16 protein-coding genes are annotated in these 16,195 nt (G+C 42.9%); 9 read left to right on the top strand and 7 right to left on the bottom strand.

From position 1 onward, the window contains the following. Positions 1–17 precede the first annotated feature (17 nt). Together AC5YCD_RS02840 and rutG are read left to right on the top strand one after the other, a co-directional pair. On the top strand, positions 18–533 hold the full coding sequence (locus AC5YCD_RS02840) for a flavin reductase (protein WP_496128612.1): 516 nt from the start codon (positions 18–20) through the stop codon (positions 531–533). A gap of 11 nt (positions 534–544) precedes the next feature. Next, positions 545–1,876, top strand: a complete 1,332-nt coding sequence (gene rutG / locus AC5YCD_RS02835) for a pyrimidine utilization transport protein G (RefSeq protein WP_496128611.1) — start codon at positions 545–547, stop codon at positions 1,874–1,876. Positions 1,877–1,911: 35 nt separating this feature from the next. On the opposite strand, the gene AC5YCD_RS02830 is transcribed toward rutG, so the two are convergent. The 6 genes from AC5YCD_RS02830 to AC5YCD_RS02805 form a co-directional block, all read right to left on the bottom strand. Then, complete coding sequence (locus AC5YCD_RS02830; RefSeq protein WP_496128610.1) at positions 1,912–2,835, bottom strand: CysB family HTH-type transcriptional regulator; 924 nt, start codon at positions 2,833–2,835, stop codon at positions 1,912–1,914. A gap of 53 nt (positions 2,836–2,888) precedes the next feature. After that, complete coding sequence (locus tag AC5YCD_RS02825; RefSeq protein ID WP_496128609.1) at positions 2,889–3,950, bottom strand: sulfate/molybdate ABC transporter ATP-binding protein; 1,062 nt, start codon at positions 3,948–3,950, stop codon at positions 2,889–2,891. An 11-nt stretch (positions 3,951–3,961) separates the two neighbouring features. Further along, a complete protein-coding gene (gene cysW, locus AC5YCD_RS02820; protein WP_496128608.1) occupies positions 3,962–4,846 on the bottom strand; it encodes a sulfate ABC transporter permease subunit CysW in 885 nt (294 codons plus the stop codon). Beyond that, positions 4,843–5,676, bottom strand: coding sequence for a sulfate ABC transporter permease subunit CysT (gene cysT / locus AC5YCD_RS02815; RefSeq protein WP_496128607.1), 834 nt, complete (start codon positions 5,674–5,676; stop codon positions 4,843–4,845). The genes cysW and cysT overlap by 4 nt, the downstream gene beginning before the upstream one ends. A gap of 86 nt (positions 5,677–5,762) precedes the next feature. Next, positions 5,763–6,368, bottom strand: a complete 606-nt coding sequence (locus AC5YCD_RS02810; RefSeq protein WP_496128606.1) for an RBBP9/YdeN family alpha/beta hydrolase — start codon at positions 6,366–6,368, stop codon at positions 5,763–5,765. A 28-nt stretch (positions 6,369–6,396) separates the two neighbouring features. Further along, a complete protein-coding gene (locus AC5YCD_RS02805) occupies positions 6,397–7,404 on the bottom strand; it encodes a sulfate ABC transporter substrate-binding protein (protein WP_496128605.1) in 1,008 nt (335 codons plus the stop codon). Between the two features lie 173 nt (positions 7,405–7,577). Between AC5YCD_RS02805 and pabC the strand changes: the two genes are divergently transcribed. The 5 genes from pabC to AC5YCD_RS02780 all read left to right on the top strand — a co-directional run bounded on the left by pabC (position 7,578) and on the right by AC5YCD_RS02780 (position 11,998). Continuing rightward, positions 7,578–8,378, top strand: coding sequence for an aminodeoxychorismate lyase (gene pabC, locus AC5YCD_RS02800; RefSeq protein WP_496128604.1), 801 nt, complete (start codon positions 7,578–7,580; stop codon positions 8,376–8,378). Positions 8,379–8,381: 3 nt separating this feature from the next. Next, on the top strand, positions 8,382–9,419 hold the full coding sequence (gene mltG, locus AC5YCD_RS02795; RefSeq protein ID WP_496128603.1) for an endolytic transglycosylase MltG: 1,038 nt from the start codon (positions 8,382–8,384) through the stop codon (positions 9,417–9,419). 2 nt (positions 9,420–9,421) lie between these two features. Then, on the top strand, positions 9,422–10,027 hold the full coding sequence (gene tmk, locus AC5YCD_RS02790; protein WP_496128602.1) for a dTMP kinase: 606 nt from the start codon (positions 9,422–9,424) through the stop codon (positions 10,025–10,027). Positions 10,028–10,152: 125 nt separating this feature from the next. Continuing rightward, entirely contained in the window at positions 10,153–11,112 is a 960-nt protein-coding gene (locus AC5YCD_RS02785) for a hypothetical protein (protein ID WP_496128601.1), read from the top strand. Between the two features lie 10 nt (positions 11,113–11,122). After that, on the top strand, positions 11,123–11,998 hold the full coding sequence (locus AC5YCD_RS02780; RefSeq protein WP_496128600.1) for an arginase family protein: 876 nt from the start codon (positions 11,123–11,125) through the stop codon (positions 11,996–11,998). A gap of 36 nt (positions 11,999–12,034) precedes the next feature. Here AC5YCD_RS02780 and nadB read toward each other — a convergent pair whose 3' ends face one another. After that, complete coding sequence (gene nadB, locus AC5YCD_RS02775; RefSeq protein WP_496128599.1) at positions 12,035–13,681, bottom strand: L-aspartate oxidase; 1,647 nt, start codon at positions 13,679–13,681, stop codon at positions 12,035–12,037. A 229-nt stretch (positions 13,682–13,910) separates the two neighbouring features. Here nadB and AC5YCD_RS02770 point away from each other — a divergent pair, with 229 nt between their 5' ends. After that, entirely contained in the window at positions 13,911–15,296 is a 1,386-nt protein-coding gene (locus AC5YCD_RS02770) for a Do family serine endopeptidase (protein ID WP_496128598.1), read from the top strand. Positions 15,297–15,371: 75 nt separating this feature from the next. After that, complete coding sequence (locus tag AC5YCD_RS02765) at positions 15,372–15,827, top strand: acyl-CoA thioesterase (protein ID WP_496128597.1); 456 nt, start codon at positions 15,372–15,374, stop codon at positions 15,825–15,827. The last annotated feature ends 368 nt before the right edge of the window (positions 15,828–16,195 follow it).

The following is a 16,195-nucleotide window of genomic DNA, read 5'->3' as shown; positions in this document are numbered from 1 at the left end:
AAAAACAGAGGTCAGTCATGAACAGTAAACTGCAATTCAAGAACAGCCTAGATGCTTTAAGTTTTCGACAGGGTATGGCACATTTAGCTGCGGCTGTGAATATTATTAGCACACGTACAGCACACGGTCAGGCAGGCTTTACCGCATCGGCAGTCTGTAGTGTGACTGACCAACCTGCCACCTTATTGGTCTGTATAAATCAGAATTCTTCGGTGTTTGAATATTTTCAAAATAGCGACGTGTTATGTGTCAATACCTTAAGCCATGAGCAGCAAGCACTGGCCAATTTATTTGCCAGCAAGACCGCACAAGCCCAACGTTTTAACTCACATGTATGGGGCACACTGCAAACAGGTGCACCCGTACTGCAAGAGGCTTTAGTGGCCTTTGATTGTCTCATTCGAGAGCGACATGCAGTAGGCAGTCATCTGCTTCTCATCTGTGAAGTACAGGCCATGCAAAGCCCCAAAGACACGAATGCTTTAGTGTATTTTAATCGTCAATATTGTGCGCCCATTGCAATGCCACATTAGGAGGGCAGCCGATGTCAAAAGAAGCTTGGTTTGCAAAATTTAAACCCTATCAAGGCAATTTAGATACTACGCCTGTGCAAATGGATGAATATTTACCCGCAGGCAAAAGCATCGTGCTTGGCTTGCAGCATGCCTTTGCTATGTTTGGTGCCACAGTGCTGGCACCATTACTGATGGGTTTTGACCCGAATCTGACGATCTTAATTACTGGGATCGGCACCATCTTATTTTTCCTCATGACGGGTGGGCGTATGCCAAGTTATCTTGGCTCAAGCTTTGCCTTTATTGGCGCAGTGGCTGCGGCAACAGGTTATGCTGGCGCAGGTTCTAACCCCAATATTGCCTTAGCCTTAGGCGGTACCATTGTCTGTGGCTTAATTTATGCGGCAATAGGTTTAGTGGTGATGAAAATAGGCACGGCATGGATTGAAAAACTGATGCCACCTTTAGTCACTGGCGCCATTGTGATGATTATTGGCTTAAATCTAGCGCCTGTGACCATTCAAAGTGTATCGAGTAATAGCTTTGATAGTTGGATGGCTGTCGTGACCATCTTATGTATTAGCCTTGTTGCAGTGTTTACCCGTGGCATGTTACGACGTTTACTGCTTTTGGTCGGTTTAGTGACGGCTTATGTGCTGTACTTTGTGTTAACTAATCTTCTAGGGCTAGGTAAGCCTATTGATTTTGCACCAATTGCCAATGCTGCGTGGTTTGGTTTGCCTAACTTTTACAGTCCTGTGTTTGAAGCCAATGCTATTTTACTGATTGCACCTGTGGCTCTCATTTTAGTGGCAGAAAATTTAGGTCACTTTAAAGCGGTGTCTGCCATGACGGGTAAAAACTTGGATCCTTATATGGGACGGGCTTTTTTTGCCGATGGCGTATGTACCTCATTGTCAGGTTCGGTGGGGGGTACAGGTATGACCACCTATGCGGAAAACATCGGGGTGATGGCTGTCACCAAAGTGTATGGCACCACCATTTTCGTGATTGCAGGTTGTTTTGCCATATTACTCGGTTTATCGCCTAAATTTGGCGCCGTGATTAGCACCATTCCTGTGGCATTATTAGGCGGTGCTTCAATTGTGGTGTTTGGGTTGATTACCATTGCTGGGGCGAAAATTTGGATTGATCATAAAGTTGATTTTACGCAAAACAGCACGTTAATTATTGCAGCGGTGAGTTTAATTATGGGTGCAGGTAATTTAAGTCTTAAAATTGGCAGTTTTGATTTGGGTGGGATTGGAACCGCAACTTTGGCGGCAATTTTACTGAATTTATTATTAAATCGTGGGGCAAAAAATAGCGTGTTGGATGCTAAACAAGCCGTATCACATTAAAAAAAAGAGCAGCTGAACGCTGCTCTTTTTAAGATTTAATCTTCAGGGTAAGCGACACGTTTTAAGGCGCGAATATCAGCTTCTGGTGAACACAGTGAAATAAACTCATAACCATAGCCACGCAGCAAGTGACCTTTACGTACTGCAAGCCAAGTGGTATTCACCCCAAAAATGTCGGTTGGGATTTGTTTTAAACGATAGTCACGTTCTTGGTCGTAAGCCACGTCGTTCACAATCCCAATCCCCATACCGAGTTCCACATAAGTTTTAATCACGTCGGCATCCAGGGCTGACATCACAATATCAAAATCTAAACCTGATTCTTCAAACGCTTTGTCAATTTTAGAACGCCCGGTAAAGCCCCCATGGTAAGTAATAATTGGATATTGCGCTAGTTCGCGAATGCCAATATTGCTTTTTTGCGCCAGTGGGTGATTTTGTGGGGTGATGATGCTGTGCTGCCAATTATAAAACGGCACACTGGCTAAGTTATCTTCTGTGGTTAAAGACTCGGTGGCAATACCAATATCCGCCTCACCTTGTAACAACATATCGGTAATTTCCACTGGACTCGCTTGTTGCAAAATCAAGTGAACCTTTGGAAATTCCTTTTTAAACTTATTCACAATTGGGGGTAACACATAACGCGCTTGGGTATGTGTGGTGGCAATGGTTAAGGTGCCTTCATCGACCTTGTTAAAATCGTCGGCTAAGCGTTTGATGTTATCTGCATCCACCAACATTCGTTCTACGATTCCCAGCAGCGCCTGACCGGGTTCAGTTAAACCCAGTAAGCGTTTACCTTTACGAATAAAAAGTTGTACGCCAAGTTCATCTTCTAAATCTTTAATATGCTTACTAACGCCTGATTGCGAGGTATACAACGCAGCCGAAGCTTCAGTCAGATTAAAGTTTTGTCTGACGGTTTCGCGAATAATCCGTAATTGCTGGAAATTCATATGTTGTTTACCCTTTGATACATGGGGCTAAAATTGCCCCATCTTTTTTGGTTTTATGCGACTTGATTTGCAAATAAGTGTAAGGCCGATGCAGTGAGCCATACAGTTTGATTTGGGCGGAACTGATGCAGTCTAGCTTCATCAGGGGTCAAAGAAATCTCAATCAGATTACCTTCACGACCTTCAAGTTCTGCCACAACTTTGCCTGCAATCCACAATTCACGAATAAATGTGGCTTGAATGGCATTGTCTTGAGGTTGAGCATGGATTTTTAGCTCATCTGGACGCGCAAAGGCAATCACATCGCCTTGTGGTCCATTTTTAGCGCTCGCCAATTGAATACGGTCTGCGCCAAATTGAATACTGCCGCCTTGATTCGTGCCTTCAAAACGGTTGGCTTGACCTAAGAAGTCAAATACAAACGGTGTTGCAGGGCGCTCATAGACCTCACGCGGCGAACCAATTTGTTCGACATTTCCTTTGTTCATGACCACAATTTGATCAGCTACTTCTAAAGCTTCTTCTTGGTCATGAGTCACAAAGATAGACGTAATATGTAATTCATCATGTAGTGTGCGTAACCAACGACGTAATTCTTTACGTACTTTGGCGTCTAAGGCACCAAACGGTTCATCAAGTAACAAGACACGTGGTTCAACCGCTAAGGCACGTGCGAGTGCAATACGTTGACGCTGACCACCCGAGAGCTGCGCTGGATAACGATCTGCGAGAAAGCCGAGTTGGACTAAATCAAGCAAACGCGTTACGCGTTTTTTAATTTCAGCTTCATTTGGACGTGTTGCACGCGGACGTACCCGTAAACCAAAAGCAATGTTGTCAAAGACCGTCATATGGCGGAACAATGCATAATGTTGAAACACAAAGCCGACTTCACGTTCACGTACATGTACGTTGGTGGCGTCTTCGCCCTCCAAAATCACTTGACCAGAATCCGCAGATTCAAGACCGGCAATAATACGCAGCAATGTTGTTTTACCACAGCCCGATGGGCCAAGTAGCGCCACCAATTGACCGTCTGGAAAATCTAAAGAGATGTTGTTGAGTGCATGGAATGCACCAAAGTGTTTTTCAATATTTTTAACTTGAATACTCATGAGGTCATTCCTTAAGAAGCTGAATCGTCATTTTTTTGGCTTTGTTTTTCTTGGCGAATTTCAACCCAACTTTTTAAAATTAAGGTCACAATCGCCAATAAAGCCAACAGCGAAGATACGGCAAATGCGGCACTAAAGGTATATTCGTTGTAGAGAATCTCTACATGTAAAGGCAAAGTATTGGTTTCACCGCGGATGTGTCCTGACACCACCGATACTGCACCAAATTCACCCATGGCACGCGCATTACACAAAATCACGCCATAGATCAAACCCCATTTAATATTGGGTAAGGTGACTTTCCAAAAAGTTTGCCAACCTGAAGCACCTAAAACAATCGCTGCTTCTTCTTCTTCAGTGCCTTGTGCTTCCATTAAAGGAATCAATTCACGCGCTACAAAAGGTACAGTAATAAAAATAGTGGCTAAGACAATGGCAGGTACGGCATATAAAATTTTAATGTCGTTGTCCATCAGCCAACCGCCAAACCAACCTTGAGTACCAAACATGAGCACCAGCATTAAACCTGCAATCACAGGTGATACCGAAAACGGCATATCAATAATGGTGGTTAAGATCGATTTACCACGGAAGTTAAATTTGGCTACAGACCATGCTGCGGCCACACCAAACACCACGTTGAGTGGTACCGCAATTGCTGCAGTGAGTAAAGTCAGTTTCACTGCCGATAAGGTATCCGGATGCACCAAGGCTTGAGTATATACACCAAGACCTTGTTTAAATGCTTCTACAAATACCAAAACCAGTGGCAATAATAAGCAGCTGACAAAGAAAATTAAGGCAATGCTAATTAAGGTATAACGTACCCAAAGCGGTTCTCGGGTCGCATCACGCGATTGCAACTTGTCGGCCAAAGCATTGGCATTGATATTCATCGTGCAGTTCTCCCAGTACGACGGCTGGCCCATGCTTGTACTAAGTTAATCAAGAACAAAATCGCAAAAGAAATCACAAGCATGACCACTGCAATGGTGGTGGCACCGGCATAGTCATATTCTTCTAAACGCGAAATAATCATTAACGGCGCAATTTCAGTTTCAAACGGTTGGTTACCGGCAATAAAGATCACCGAACCGTATTCACCCACACCACGTGCAAAGGCCAAAGCAAAGCCGGTTAACAGCGCTGGGAATAAAATGGGTAAAATCACTTTAGTGATGGTTTGAAAACGCGTGGCACCGAGTGCTGAAGCTGCTTCTTCAAGCTCGGTTTCTAAATCTGCCAGTACCGGTTGGACGGTACGCACCACAAATGGAATACCAATAAAAATTAAGGCTAACGTAATACCAATTGGGGTATACGCCACTTGAATACCAATCGGTTCTAAATATTGACCAATCCAGCCGGTTGGCGCATATAAAGAAGTTAGGGCAATACCTGCAACCGCAGTAGGGAGTGCAAAGGGTAAATCGACTAAAGCATCGACAATACGTTTGCCTGGAAAACGGTAACGTACTAAACACCACGCCAGTAATAAACCAAACACCACGTTAATAAACGCGGCCAATAGCGCAGTGGTAAAGCTGAGTTGCAGCGACTTTAAAATTCGCTCTGAACTAATAATTTCAATAAAACCGTCCCAACCAATGCCCAGTGATTTAATAAACACTGCAGACAAAGGAATCAAAACGATTAAGGATAGATACGCTAGGGTAAAGCCTAGGGAAAGACCAAATCCTGGCAGCACTCGGGATCGCTGCGACATGATTACTCCTCAAAGAGAGAATGTTGACCCAAATCAATCAACGCAAAATAAAAATCGAACTTTGTCATAAGCATAGAGAGCCATGCTTAAATTGCAAATTTAAAAAAATACTTGCCATCATCAGTAATGCTGATATGAGACATCTCGTTTTCTGAGATCAGATAATCAAAAATCTGCGGAAAAGGTCCAAAGCCTGAAGCAACATTAATATGACCGACTTGACCGAGATTCACAGGCTTGATTTGCCATGATTTGGCCAACTGTTTGGCATCATCAAATTGTAACCATGGATCATTTTCACTGATCAGCATGCTGGTCGGCGCTTGTGGCGAAATATTATGGAAAAAATCCGCATAATGATTAAGGCTATCGCGAGCAAAACCATTGTCACCAAAACGGGTAGGATTGGCAGGCGCCACCAACACGACATGTTGAATCTTGGCATTCAGCTCAGGAAACATATGCAGCGCGGCCATAGTGGTTAAACAGCCGAAGCTATGCGCCACAATTTGAAGCGGTGCTTGAAGCGGTACCACTGTGTTGACAAACTGTTGAACCCATTCATGTAACACAGGATGATTCCAGTCATTTTGTTGAACGCGGGAGCATCTTGGCAATTGATTTTCTAACCATGTTTGCCAATGCTGGGCTTCGCTACCTGCAACGCCAGGGACGATCACGGTATGAATCATGCGGATGCTCCTTATTCAATCTCAGCGTTTATTTAGCGCTGTTGGCTTTCACGATTTGGTCGAAGATGCCGCCATTTTCAAAATGAGCTTGTTGTACTTTATTCCATCCGCCAAATTCTTGGTCAATGGTGACCAGCTTTAATGGCTTAAAGATATGCTTATTTTTTTCTAAGGTGGCGACATCACGCGGACGGTAATAATGTTTGGCTGCTAAATATTGACCATAAGGTGAATACAAGAAGTTTAAATAACCTTTGGCTAAATGCTGGGTGCCGTGTTTAACCACGTTTTTCTCAACAATGGCCACTGGCGGCTCTGCCAAGATCGATAAACTTGGAGTAATAATTTCAAATTTACCCGGTTGCTCACGTACCGCTAAATATGCTTCGTTTTCCCAAGCCAATAAAACATCCCCAATGCCACGTTCAGCAAAGGTCGTGGTGGCACCACGCGCGCCAGAATCCAATACTTTGGTATTTTTATAAATTTTACGTACAAATTCTTGTGCAGTTTGCTCATTGCCACCCGCTTGGTGTTTAGCCCAAGCCCATGCCGCTAAATAGTTCCAGCGTGCGCCCCCTGAAGTTTTTGGGTTAGGCGTGATAATCCCCACATTATTTTTAACTAAATCGCCCCAATCCTGAATATTTTTCGGGTTGCCTTTACGTACTAAAAACACGATAGTTGAGGTATAAGGCGTCGAGTTATGCGGTAATTTTTTTTGCCAATCTTGCGGTAATAGCTGGGCTTTTTGTGCTAAGACATCAATATCAGCAGCCAAAGCCAAAATCACCACATCGGCAGATAAACCGTCAATCACAGAACGGGCTTGTTTACCTGAGCCACCATGTGATTGCTTAAAGTTAATTTTTTGACCGGTACGCTGTTGCCAGTATTGACCAAATTGTTTATTGACGTCTTCATATAACTCACGTGTGGGGTCATATGACACATTGAGGAAGTCTTTGGCTGCAGCAAGGCTAGAAACAGATACAAGCGCGGCGATAATTCCTAATTTTAATGTAGCTAAGCGCATAGTCTTCCTCAAAAAAAGTTGGTGCTGTTGAAGTGGATGCAGCATAGCGCGAGTGTTTTTGCATAAAAAATAATAAAAAATGAATTTTATATAAGTAAAAAAGAAATAGAATCTGCACTCGATTAAATCCAAGCCGTTTTACAATAAAACTTAAAGAAGAGGGAGCTTCCACAATGCAATGTTTTAAAAACGGCAAAGCAGTTACACAGCTCGATTTAAATGACCGTGCCTTTCATTATGGGGATGGTTGTTTTAGCACCGCACGTATGATTGACGGTCAAATTGAACTACAAGTACGGCATATTGCACGGCTAGAGCAAGCCTGCCAAGCCTTACAGCTGCGCGCCAATTTAGTCTCTTTACCTGTGAGTTTGGCTCATTTACCCAAAGCCACTGGTACCTTAAAAATTGTGATTAGTCGTGGTGTGGGACAGCGTGGTTATAGCTTGCCTGATCAAGATGCGGATGTGTGGCTGTTTTTTTATCCTAAACAGGTACAGCCTTTTGCCCCTGAAACTATTCAAAGCGACGTGTTGAATCTAAGACTGGGACAGACCATGCCAGCTTTAGTCGGCATTAAAAGTTTAAACCGTTTAGAACAAGTCATGCTCAAAGCCGAAGCTGATGAACGTGGTTTCAGTGAAGCTTTGGTTTTAGATCATCAAGATCAAATTGTTGAAGGGGTGAGCAGTAACTGTTTTTTAAAGTTAAACAATACTTGGGTGACGCCAGAACTTCGCTATAATGGCGTCCAAGGTGTAATGCGTGCTGAAATTCTAGCGCGGATGCAACAACAAGGCATTGCCTGTGAAGTGCGCTCGGTGCATCACGACGAATTACAGCAGTTACAAAGTTTATTTTTCTGTAACGCCTTAAGCGCGATGAAAATGGTGACACAATTTGCCGATCAACAGTTACAGATCGACAGTTGTCAGACCTTATTCGCACAACTTCAACTCAATCAAATTGCTTAAATTATGGCGTCAAAAGCGAAAAAAAAATCATCTTATATTGGCTTAAAAGCGTTTGTTGTGCTGGCCTTGGCTATGTTGATGATTGTACTGGGGATGATATGGTCAAGTTTGTTTAAAGCCTATCCACTGGAGGGGAAAAAACAAATGCTGGCGATTAATCAAGGGGATACCTACTCAGGCTTTATCGATCAATTGGCCAAAGAAGACAAAGTGAGTTTTCCAGTGCTGCTTAAACTTTATCAAAAGTTTGTGATTAAAGACTCTTTAAAAGCTGGGGTGTATGAAATCACGGATCAAATGAGTGTGCGTGATGTACTTGGTATGATTTCAGATGCCAAAAATGCGCAAATGAACCGTATTTTAGTGATTGAAGGCACCACCTTTAAGCAATTGATTGAGCGTTTGAAAAAAGACGATTTGGTTAAGCAAGAAGTATCGCATTTACCCTATGATCAACTGCTACACGCTTTAAATATTCCTTATGCTCATCCTGAAGGTTTATTTGCCCCTGATACCTACTTTTTTGCCAAAGGCGAAAGTGATCGAAAAATCTTAATCGATTTATATCAACGCCAAATGAAGGCTTTAGATGCAGCATGGCAAAATCGTGCTGAAGGCTTGCCGTATAAAACGCCGTATGAAGCCTTAATTATGGCGTCAATTATCGAAAAAGAAACGAGTATTGACAGTGAGTTGCAACAAGTATCTGGCGTGTTTGCGCGTCGTTTAAAAATAGGGATGCGCTTACAAACTGATCCAACCGTGATTTACGGCATGGGTGACAATTATAATGGCAATATCACGCGTAAAGATTTACGCACGCCAACTGCATATAACACCTATACTATCAATGGCTTACCACCAACGCCAATTGCTTTACCAAGTAAAAAAGCCATTGAGGCAACCATGCATCCAGATAACTCTGATGCGCTGTACTTTGTCGCCACCGGCAATGGTGGACATAAATTTAGCGCTACATTGGCAGAGCACAATCGTGCCGTGCAAGAATATTTGCAAGTCTTACGCGCCAAAAAGGAATAAGCATGTTTATTAGTTTTGAAGGCACCGAAGGTGTCGGAAAAAGCACACTCATTCGTCGCATCTTTGATACTTTGCAGGCACAAGGTCAAGAGGTGATTTTAACCCGTGAGCCGGGTGGCACACCTATGGCAGAGCAGATTCGTAGTCTACTGCTGAGTGTCAATCACGATGAAGCCATGAGCCATGACACTGAATTATTACTGATGTATGCTGCACGTGCACAGCATCTCGCACAGGTGATTTTACCTGCCTTAGCTGCCGGTAAAACCGTGTTGTGCGACCGATTTAGCGATGCTAGTTTCGCTTATCAATGTGCGGGCCGCGGTTTAAGTGCAGAAAAATTAGCTTTATTAAACCAAAACTTTGTCGCCAAAATGCCAACTTTAACCTTTTGGTTAGATGCACCAATTGAAGTGGGGATGTCACGTGCCCGTGCCCGTGGTGAATTGGATCGTTTTGAGCAAGAAAAAGCAGTTTTTTTTGAAAAAGTGCGTTCAGGTTATGCCACGCTTTGTCAAAATGAGCCAAATAGAATCAAACGTTTAGATGCAACACAAACCGCCGATGCAGTATTTGCAGCGGCAATGCAGCATATTCAGGCCGTATAATTGGCAGAATATGCGATTTAGTTGAAAGTTACACTATGTTAAGGTGCATGCCTAATTGCTGTGCTGATTGGGCAGAAACACTATCACCAAGCACGCTGCTTTAATGTGGGAATTTGAGGACGAGCATGTCAAATGTAGATCATGAGTTAGTACGCTGCTATCGCGAGCAGGGCTACTCATTATCAGAAACGCTGGTTGAAATGTTAAATGAACATTACAGCCATCAAACCGAACGTCGCGGCTGTGGGTATACGCAAGCCACACGTGTTATTGCAGAATCAGTCAATGTGCCACGTTATCCAGATGAATATAAAGATTTACGCATTTTTCAAGATGTTGATAGCAAGCCGTTCAAGCAATTAATCTCACAAGCGGCCAGTCAGGGTTTAATTTTAGATTCATGGCGTAACCTAGATCAAAACCCTCATGTCTTGGCTTATCTTGCTCAGCATCAAAATGACTATGCACAAGCCTTAAGCGAGCAGGTAGAATGGCAAAAAAAATTACGTAACATGAGTGCCTTGCTTGAATTTGAAGAAAGTAAAGTTTTAGCCAATTTAATTGAAGATATTATTTTACCCAAAACAGCACAGGACACGGGTTATATCGAACTCGAGACCTTAATGGATAAGCCTAAAGTCGGTTCTTGTCCAATGGCAGAGAAATTCTTTTTAAAAATTGCCCATAATCAAGTGTTACGTCGTGGTGAAATTAATATTTTTGTCGATCATCAGCAACAACCGGTATTAATGGAAAAGCTCAATATGGGCGATAACCATTCTTGTATTAGTTTACAGCCTGTATTAATGAATGGCGTGCGTTTGCCACAAGGTTCGCTCTTTTCAGTGCGTTACGATGCAGACGCGATTGACAATAAACGCAGCAATAAAGGCTATAACGGCTTTGTAGCCCCTGTGAATGAAATGCCAGGATTTCATTTTTTGCGTTTGACCACGTTGGCCATTTCATCACAAAATCGTCGTCGTGCGTTTAGTAGCCATTTTGAGCAGCAAGTTCAAAATGGTTTATATAGTCCTGAAACCACGCAATTATCACAAATTTTACAGGTCGCTCAAGCGCAATAGGGAAATCGCCGTGCTTCATGTGTGTTATTCAGCGCAGTATTTTGCTCATACTCCAAGCAATAGTATGGAAAAATTGGCTTTAGTGGCTGAGGCATTAAGCCAATATGACTATGTGCGCTTTTATGAGCCTGAAGAACTAGATGTTGCAATGCTTAAACAATTGCATGAAGCAAGCTATGTCGAGGCGTTTTTAACCGGAGAGCCACGCAAATTAGCCACTATTCAAGGCTTTAAACCTTGGAATGCACAGCTAAAAGACGCAGTGCTTGCAGTAAATGCCGGTCAACTCAAAGCAGCTGAATTGGCCTTTAAACATGGCTTGGCAGCCAATATTGCACAAGGTTTTCACCATGCTAGTCCTGATTTTGGCTGTGCTTATTGTACTTTCAATGGTCTTGCCTTGGTTGCGCAGCAATTTCCAGATAAACGTATTTTTGTCTTAGATTGTGATCAACATGGTGGCAATGGTACTGCCGAATTTGTGCTCAAAATGCCCAATTTATATAACTTTAGCATCTATGGTCAGGCCTTTGGCTGTGGGAGTTATACGCGTGCTGAGACACGGCATATTCACCAAACTCAAGGGAGCTTTACTGAATATCAACAGGCAATTCATGAAGGTTTTGCAGCCGCCAAAGCATGGGGTGCAGATTTAATCATTTATCAAGCAGGTATGGACTGTCATCAGGATGATCCGCATGGCTCAACGTGGTTTAGCCGCGATCTGATTGAACAACGTGAACAGTTGGTCTTTGGTCTAGCGAAAAACAGTCAAATTCCAATGATGTTTGTCTTAGCAGGGGGCTATCAGCAACTCGCTCAGCTGATCCCACTGCATGTACGCACCTTTGAGATTGCACAAGCGGTTTATTATCCAGATGAATAAAAAAACGGATGCTTTGCGCATCCGTTTTGGTGGGCTTTAAGCCGTCAGTTCAACATTCACCAAAGGCTGATCGACCTGAAAATCAGGTGGATTGAGTACGGTTTTACGCAATTCAGGCGCAAGGTCTGGATAATCAAGCGTGTAATGTAGGCCGCGCGATTCTTTACGCGCCAAAGCACAACGTACAATCATTTCTGATACCAACACCAAATTACGTAGTTCAATCAGATTCTTACTGACTTGATAATCTTGATAATACTCTGCAATTTCTTTTTTGAGCATTTCGATACGATGTAGGGCACGTTGCAAGCGCTTAGTGGAGCGTACAATGCCCACATAGTTCCACATGGTCTGCCGTAATTCATCCCAGTTTTGTAAAATCACCACATCTTCATCTGGGTCAATGACTTGAGAGTCATCCCAAGCTGGTACTTGGGGCAGAGTAACAGGTCTGGTAAATTTCGCTTGAATATGTTGTGCTGCCGCCATGCCATAGACAAAACACTCTAATAACGAGTTACTTGCCATACGGTTGGCACCATGTAAGCCTGTATAAGAGGTTTCCCCAATGGCATACAAGCCTGCAAGATCAGTTTGGCTATGCTCATCCACGACCACACCCCCACAGGTATAGTGCGCCGCAGGCACCACAGGAATCATCTCCTTGGTGATATCAATGCCCAGTTCCATTAAACGTGCATATAGCGTTGGGAAATGCTCAATGATAAATTCAGCAGGTTTATGGGTAATGTCTAACCACACATGACGAATCCCTAAGCGTTTGATTTCATGGTCAATGGTGCGTGCTACAATATCACGTGGAGCTAATTCGGCACGTTCATCAAAACGTAACATAAAACGCTCACCATCAGGTAAACGTAAATAAGCCCCTTCACCACGCATGGCTTCAGTAATTAAAAACGAACGCGCTTGGGGATGGTAAAGACAAGTCGGATGGAATTGATTAAATTCCATATTGGCCACGCGGCAACCCGCGCGATACGCCATAGCGATGCCGTCGCCTGTGGCAATATCAGGATTGGAGGTATATAAATAAGCCTTCATCGCACCACCACAGGCAAGGGCAGTAAAGGGTGCTAAAAAGCTATGTACTTGTTCGGTTTTGTCATCGAGTGCATATAATCCTAAGGCACGGTTTTCACCTGCTTGCCCAAGTTTTTGTGTGGTAATTAAATCAATGGCAATAAAATTTTCAAAAATGTGAATATTGGCTTGTTCGCGCGCGCGTTCAACCAAGGTGGTGGAAATAGCACGTCCTGTTGCATCCGCTGCATGGATAATACGGCGCTGTGAGTGCCCCCCTTCACGAGTTAAATGTAATTGCTGCTGTTCATCTAAAGTAAATTGAACACCTTGATCTAATAAGAAATCAACAGATGGTTTGCCCCCTTCAACGGTTTGGCGCACTGCATTTTGCTCACACAGTTGTGAACCAGCAATCATGGTGTCATTAATGTGTTGTTCAATCGAGTCGGTTTGATCAAGCACGGCAGCGACACCACCTTGGGCATAAAAGGTACTCGCATCAGTCAAATCTGATTTGGCTAAAACTGCAATTTGCATGCTGTTGGGGAGTGATAAGGCCAGACTTAAACCGGCACCGCCGCTACCGACAATAATGACATCAAAATGATGGGTTGTAGGTAAATTAGACATGTCCATCCGCTAATTTAAAAAAAGTCCGATCATCTCAGCGCTTTTTTAAACAAAAGGCAAGTACAAAAATACAGCGGCGAAAAGAAAAATCATGAAAATGTGACTGTAGTCACATAAAAAATAACTACTTGTTTCTTCATAACTAATTCAACATATTGTTACTAAATAAAGACTTGGTTTATGTTAAAACCTTAATTATTCCTCCCAAACTGATAAAAACATTTGTGATCTTGCTATGAATAATCGCGTGTTAAAACAAAGTTTCTATGGCGTGCTGGTCACCTCAGCAGCAATGACAACCTCAGCAGCAACAGTGGATTTTTCTGACTTGGTGGCTCAGGTGAGCCCAGCTGTGGTCAGTGTAAGCGTCACTAAAAAAATGACTGAGCAAGAAGTGTTGCAGCAGCAAGTACCTGAATTACTGCGTCGTTTCTTTGGTCCCAATATTGTAGTGCCGCAACAGGCGATACCACAGGAAAAAAATAGTTATGGCACCGCATTTTTTATCGACAAAGATGGTTATTTATTAACCAATCATCATGTCATTGAAGATGCATCTAAAGTCACTATTACCTTAAATGATCGGCGTGAAATTGATGCCACTGTGGTCGGGAGTGATGAACGTACCGATGTTGCTTTGCTGAAGGTGACCGGCAGCCATTATCCACAACTTAAAATGGGCAATGTTGATCAACTCAGAGTCGGTGAGGCGGTATTGGCCATTGGTTCACCTTTTGGTTTTGACTACTCCGCCTCGGCTGGAATTGTCAGTGCCAAAATGCGCAATGTGACGGGTGAAAATGCAGTACCGTTTATTCAAACTGATGTGGCGATGAACCCGGGTAACTCAGGTGGGCCACTGTTTAACCAACGCGGTGAAGTAGTTGGGGTCAACTCTCGGATCTTTAGTGGTACTGGTGGTTATATGGGCCTATCTTTTTCGATTCCCATCGATGTAGCCATGGATGTGGCAGAACAGCTTAAGAAAAATGGCCGCGTGATTCGTTCTTATTTAGGCGTGCAACTGCAAGATATAGACCGTACTTTGGCTGAATCTTACCAACTAGATAAACCTGAAGGGGCTTTAATTACCCAAGTTGCGCCCAACTCACCAGCTGCACGGGCAGGTCTTAAAGCGGGTGATGTGATTTTACAGCTGAATGGCAATCCTATTCGTGAAACCTCACAATTATTAAATCTGCTCAATCGCACTGCACCGCAGCAAGTGATTCAACTACAAGTCTTACGTAATGATAAGCGCCAAACTTTATCGGCTACATTAAGCACAGCCCCTGATAATACGCCTGCTAAGCAACAAAGCAGCAGTCAAACCAGCCATAAAGGTCCAGTATTAGGCATTGCGATTCGTAATTTAACTGTGGATGAGTTAGGTCGCAGTGGCGTAAAAGGCGGTGTTTTTGTTCAAGAGGTGAGTCGCAGTGGGATAGCAGCTGAGGCGAGAATTCAAGCGGGTGATATTATTACCGCTTTCAATAATCAGCCGATTCAAAATAGCCAAGCCTTTATTGAAAGAGTTGCTCAATTAAAATCAGGACAAGTGGTACGTGTGTCTTTATTACGTAAAGGTCAAGCCATGATTTTAGGCATGCGGATTCGCTAAAATCAAAAGCCATGTTAAACATGGCTTTTTTTATCAACCGCGTTACACTGCAGCAAAAAAAAGGAAGTGGCACAAATGAGTGATATTTTTGATTTAACCATTCAGGTGCAACCTGAACATATTGATAGTTTAGGTCACGTCAACAACGTGGTGTATATGCATTGGATGCAAGATGTGGCAACAGCACATATCGAAGCTTTAGGTTTAGGCTTAACAGAATACCAACAGCTTAAGCATGCCATGGTTGCGGTTGAGCATCATGTGCAATATCGCAAGGCAGCATTTTTAGCCGATGAAATTATTTTAAGAACATGGCTCAACGATCTAAACAGCTTATATTCATTTCGCCAATATGCATTTTATCGTCAAAAAGATCAAAGTCTTCTTTTTACTGGATCAACCAAATGGGCATGTATTGAGCTGGCCACAGGTCGACCAAAACGGATGTCACCGACGTTTTTACAAGCCTACCAACCGCTGAGTGGTGATGAAAATCCATACGACTTTGGCATAAAACAACATTCTGCTTAAAAACTACCCATTTATTAACAAATGAGCATGATTTAGCTAGATTAAATATAGATGTTAGTAAAATTAATCATCTATAATAGCCTTAAGTCTATGCCAAGCATCCCTCTTCTCGCTTGGCATAGACTTAAAAATAAGCGCTGTCTTATTTTCACCTGTCTATGATTGTATGTTTTTAATGCACTTTGTTACTGCTGTATAAATGCGTGACTGCCAATTTTCTGAACGATTTCGAGCGATATTTGTTTAGCTCTATGTATTTTTAACGCGCGCCTGCTTATACTGTGCAGCATCTTCGGAATATCCTTTTTGCACCTTACGATTGCTGATGTAGTCTTGTGATCTGAATGTGTACACATTTTTAGAGTAGT

Source organism: Acinetobacter sp. CY05, from assembly GCF_059515805.1.
Note: the sequence above shows the minus strand (reverse complement) of the source record. Positions and strands in the feature narration are given on the sequence as shown.

Bases quoted from the DNA above. Each gene is read 5' to 3' on its own strand.
- AC5YCD_RS02825 (WP_496128609.1), bottom strand. From the start codon at position 3,950: ATGAGTATTCAAGTTAAAAATATTGAAAAACACTTTGGTGCATTCCAT.
- tmk (WP_496128602.1), top strand. From the start codon at position 9,422: ATGTTTATTAGTTTTGAAGGCACCGAAGGTGTCGGAAAAAGCACACTC.
- rutG (WP_496128611.1), top strand. From the start codon at position 545: ATGTCAAAAGAAGCTTGGTTTGCAAAATTTAAACCCTATCAAGGCAAT.
- AC5YCD_RS02830 (WP_496128610.1), bottom strand. From the start codon at position 2,835: ATGAATTTCCAGCAATTACGGATTATTCGCGAAACCGTCAGACAAAAC.
- AC5YCD_RS02785 (WP_496128601.1), top strand. From the start codon at position 10,153: ATGTCAAATGTAGATCATGAGTTAGTACGCTGCTATCGCGAGCAGGGC.
- AC5YCD_RS02840 (WP_496128612.1), top strand. From the start codon at position 18: ATGAACAGTAAACTGCAATTCAAGAACAGCCTAGATGCTTTAAGTTTT.
- cysW (WP_496128608.1), bottom strand. From the start codon at position 4,846: ATGAATATCAATGCCAATGCTTTGGCCGACAAGTTGCAATCGCGTGAT.
- cysT (WP_496128607.1), bottom strand. From the start codon at position 5,676: ATGTCGCAGCGATCCCGAGTGCTGCCAGGATTTGGTCTTTCCCTAGGC.
- mltG (WP_496128603.1), top strand. From the start codon at position 8,382: ATGGCGTCAAAAGCGAAAAAAAAATCATCTTATATTGGCTTAAAAGCG.
- pabC (WP_496128604.1), top strand. From the start codon at position 7,578: ATGCAATGTTTTAAAAACGGCAAAGCAGTTACACAGCTCGATTTAAAT.
- AC5YCD_RS02770 (WP_496128598.1), top strand. From the start codon at position 13,911: ATGAATAATCGCGTGTTAAAACAAAGTTTCTATGGCGTGCTGGTCACC.
- AC5YCD_RS02805 (WP_496128605.1), bottom strand. From the start codon at position 7,404: ATGCGCTTAGCTACATTAAAATTAGGAATTATCGCCGCGCTTGTATCT.
- nadB (WP_496128599.1), bottom strand. From the start codon at position 13,681: ATGGACATGTCTAATTTACCTACAACCCATCATTTTGATGTCATTATT.
- AC5YCD_RS02765 (WP_496128597.1), top strand. From the start codon at position 15,372: ATGAGTGATATTTTTGATTTAACCATTCAGGTGCAACCTGAACATATT.
- AC5YCD_RS02810 (WP_496128606.1), bottom strand. From the start codon at position 6,368: ATGATTCATACCGTGATCGTCCCTGGCGTTGCAGGTAGCGAAGCCCAG.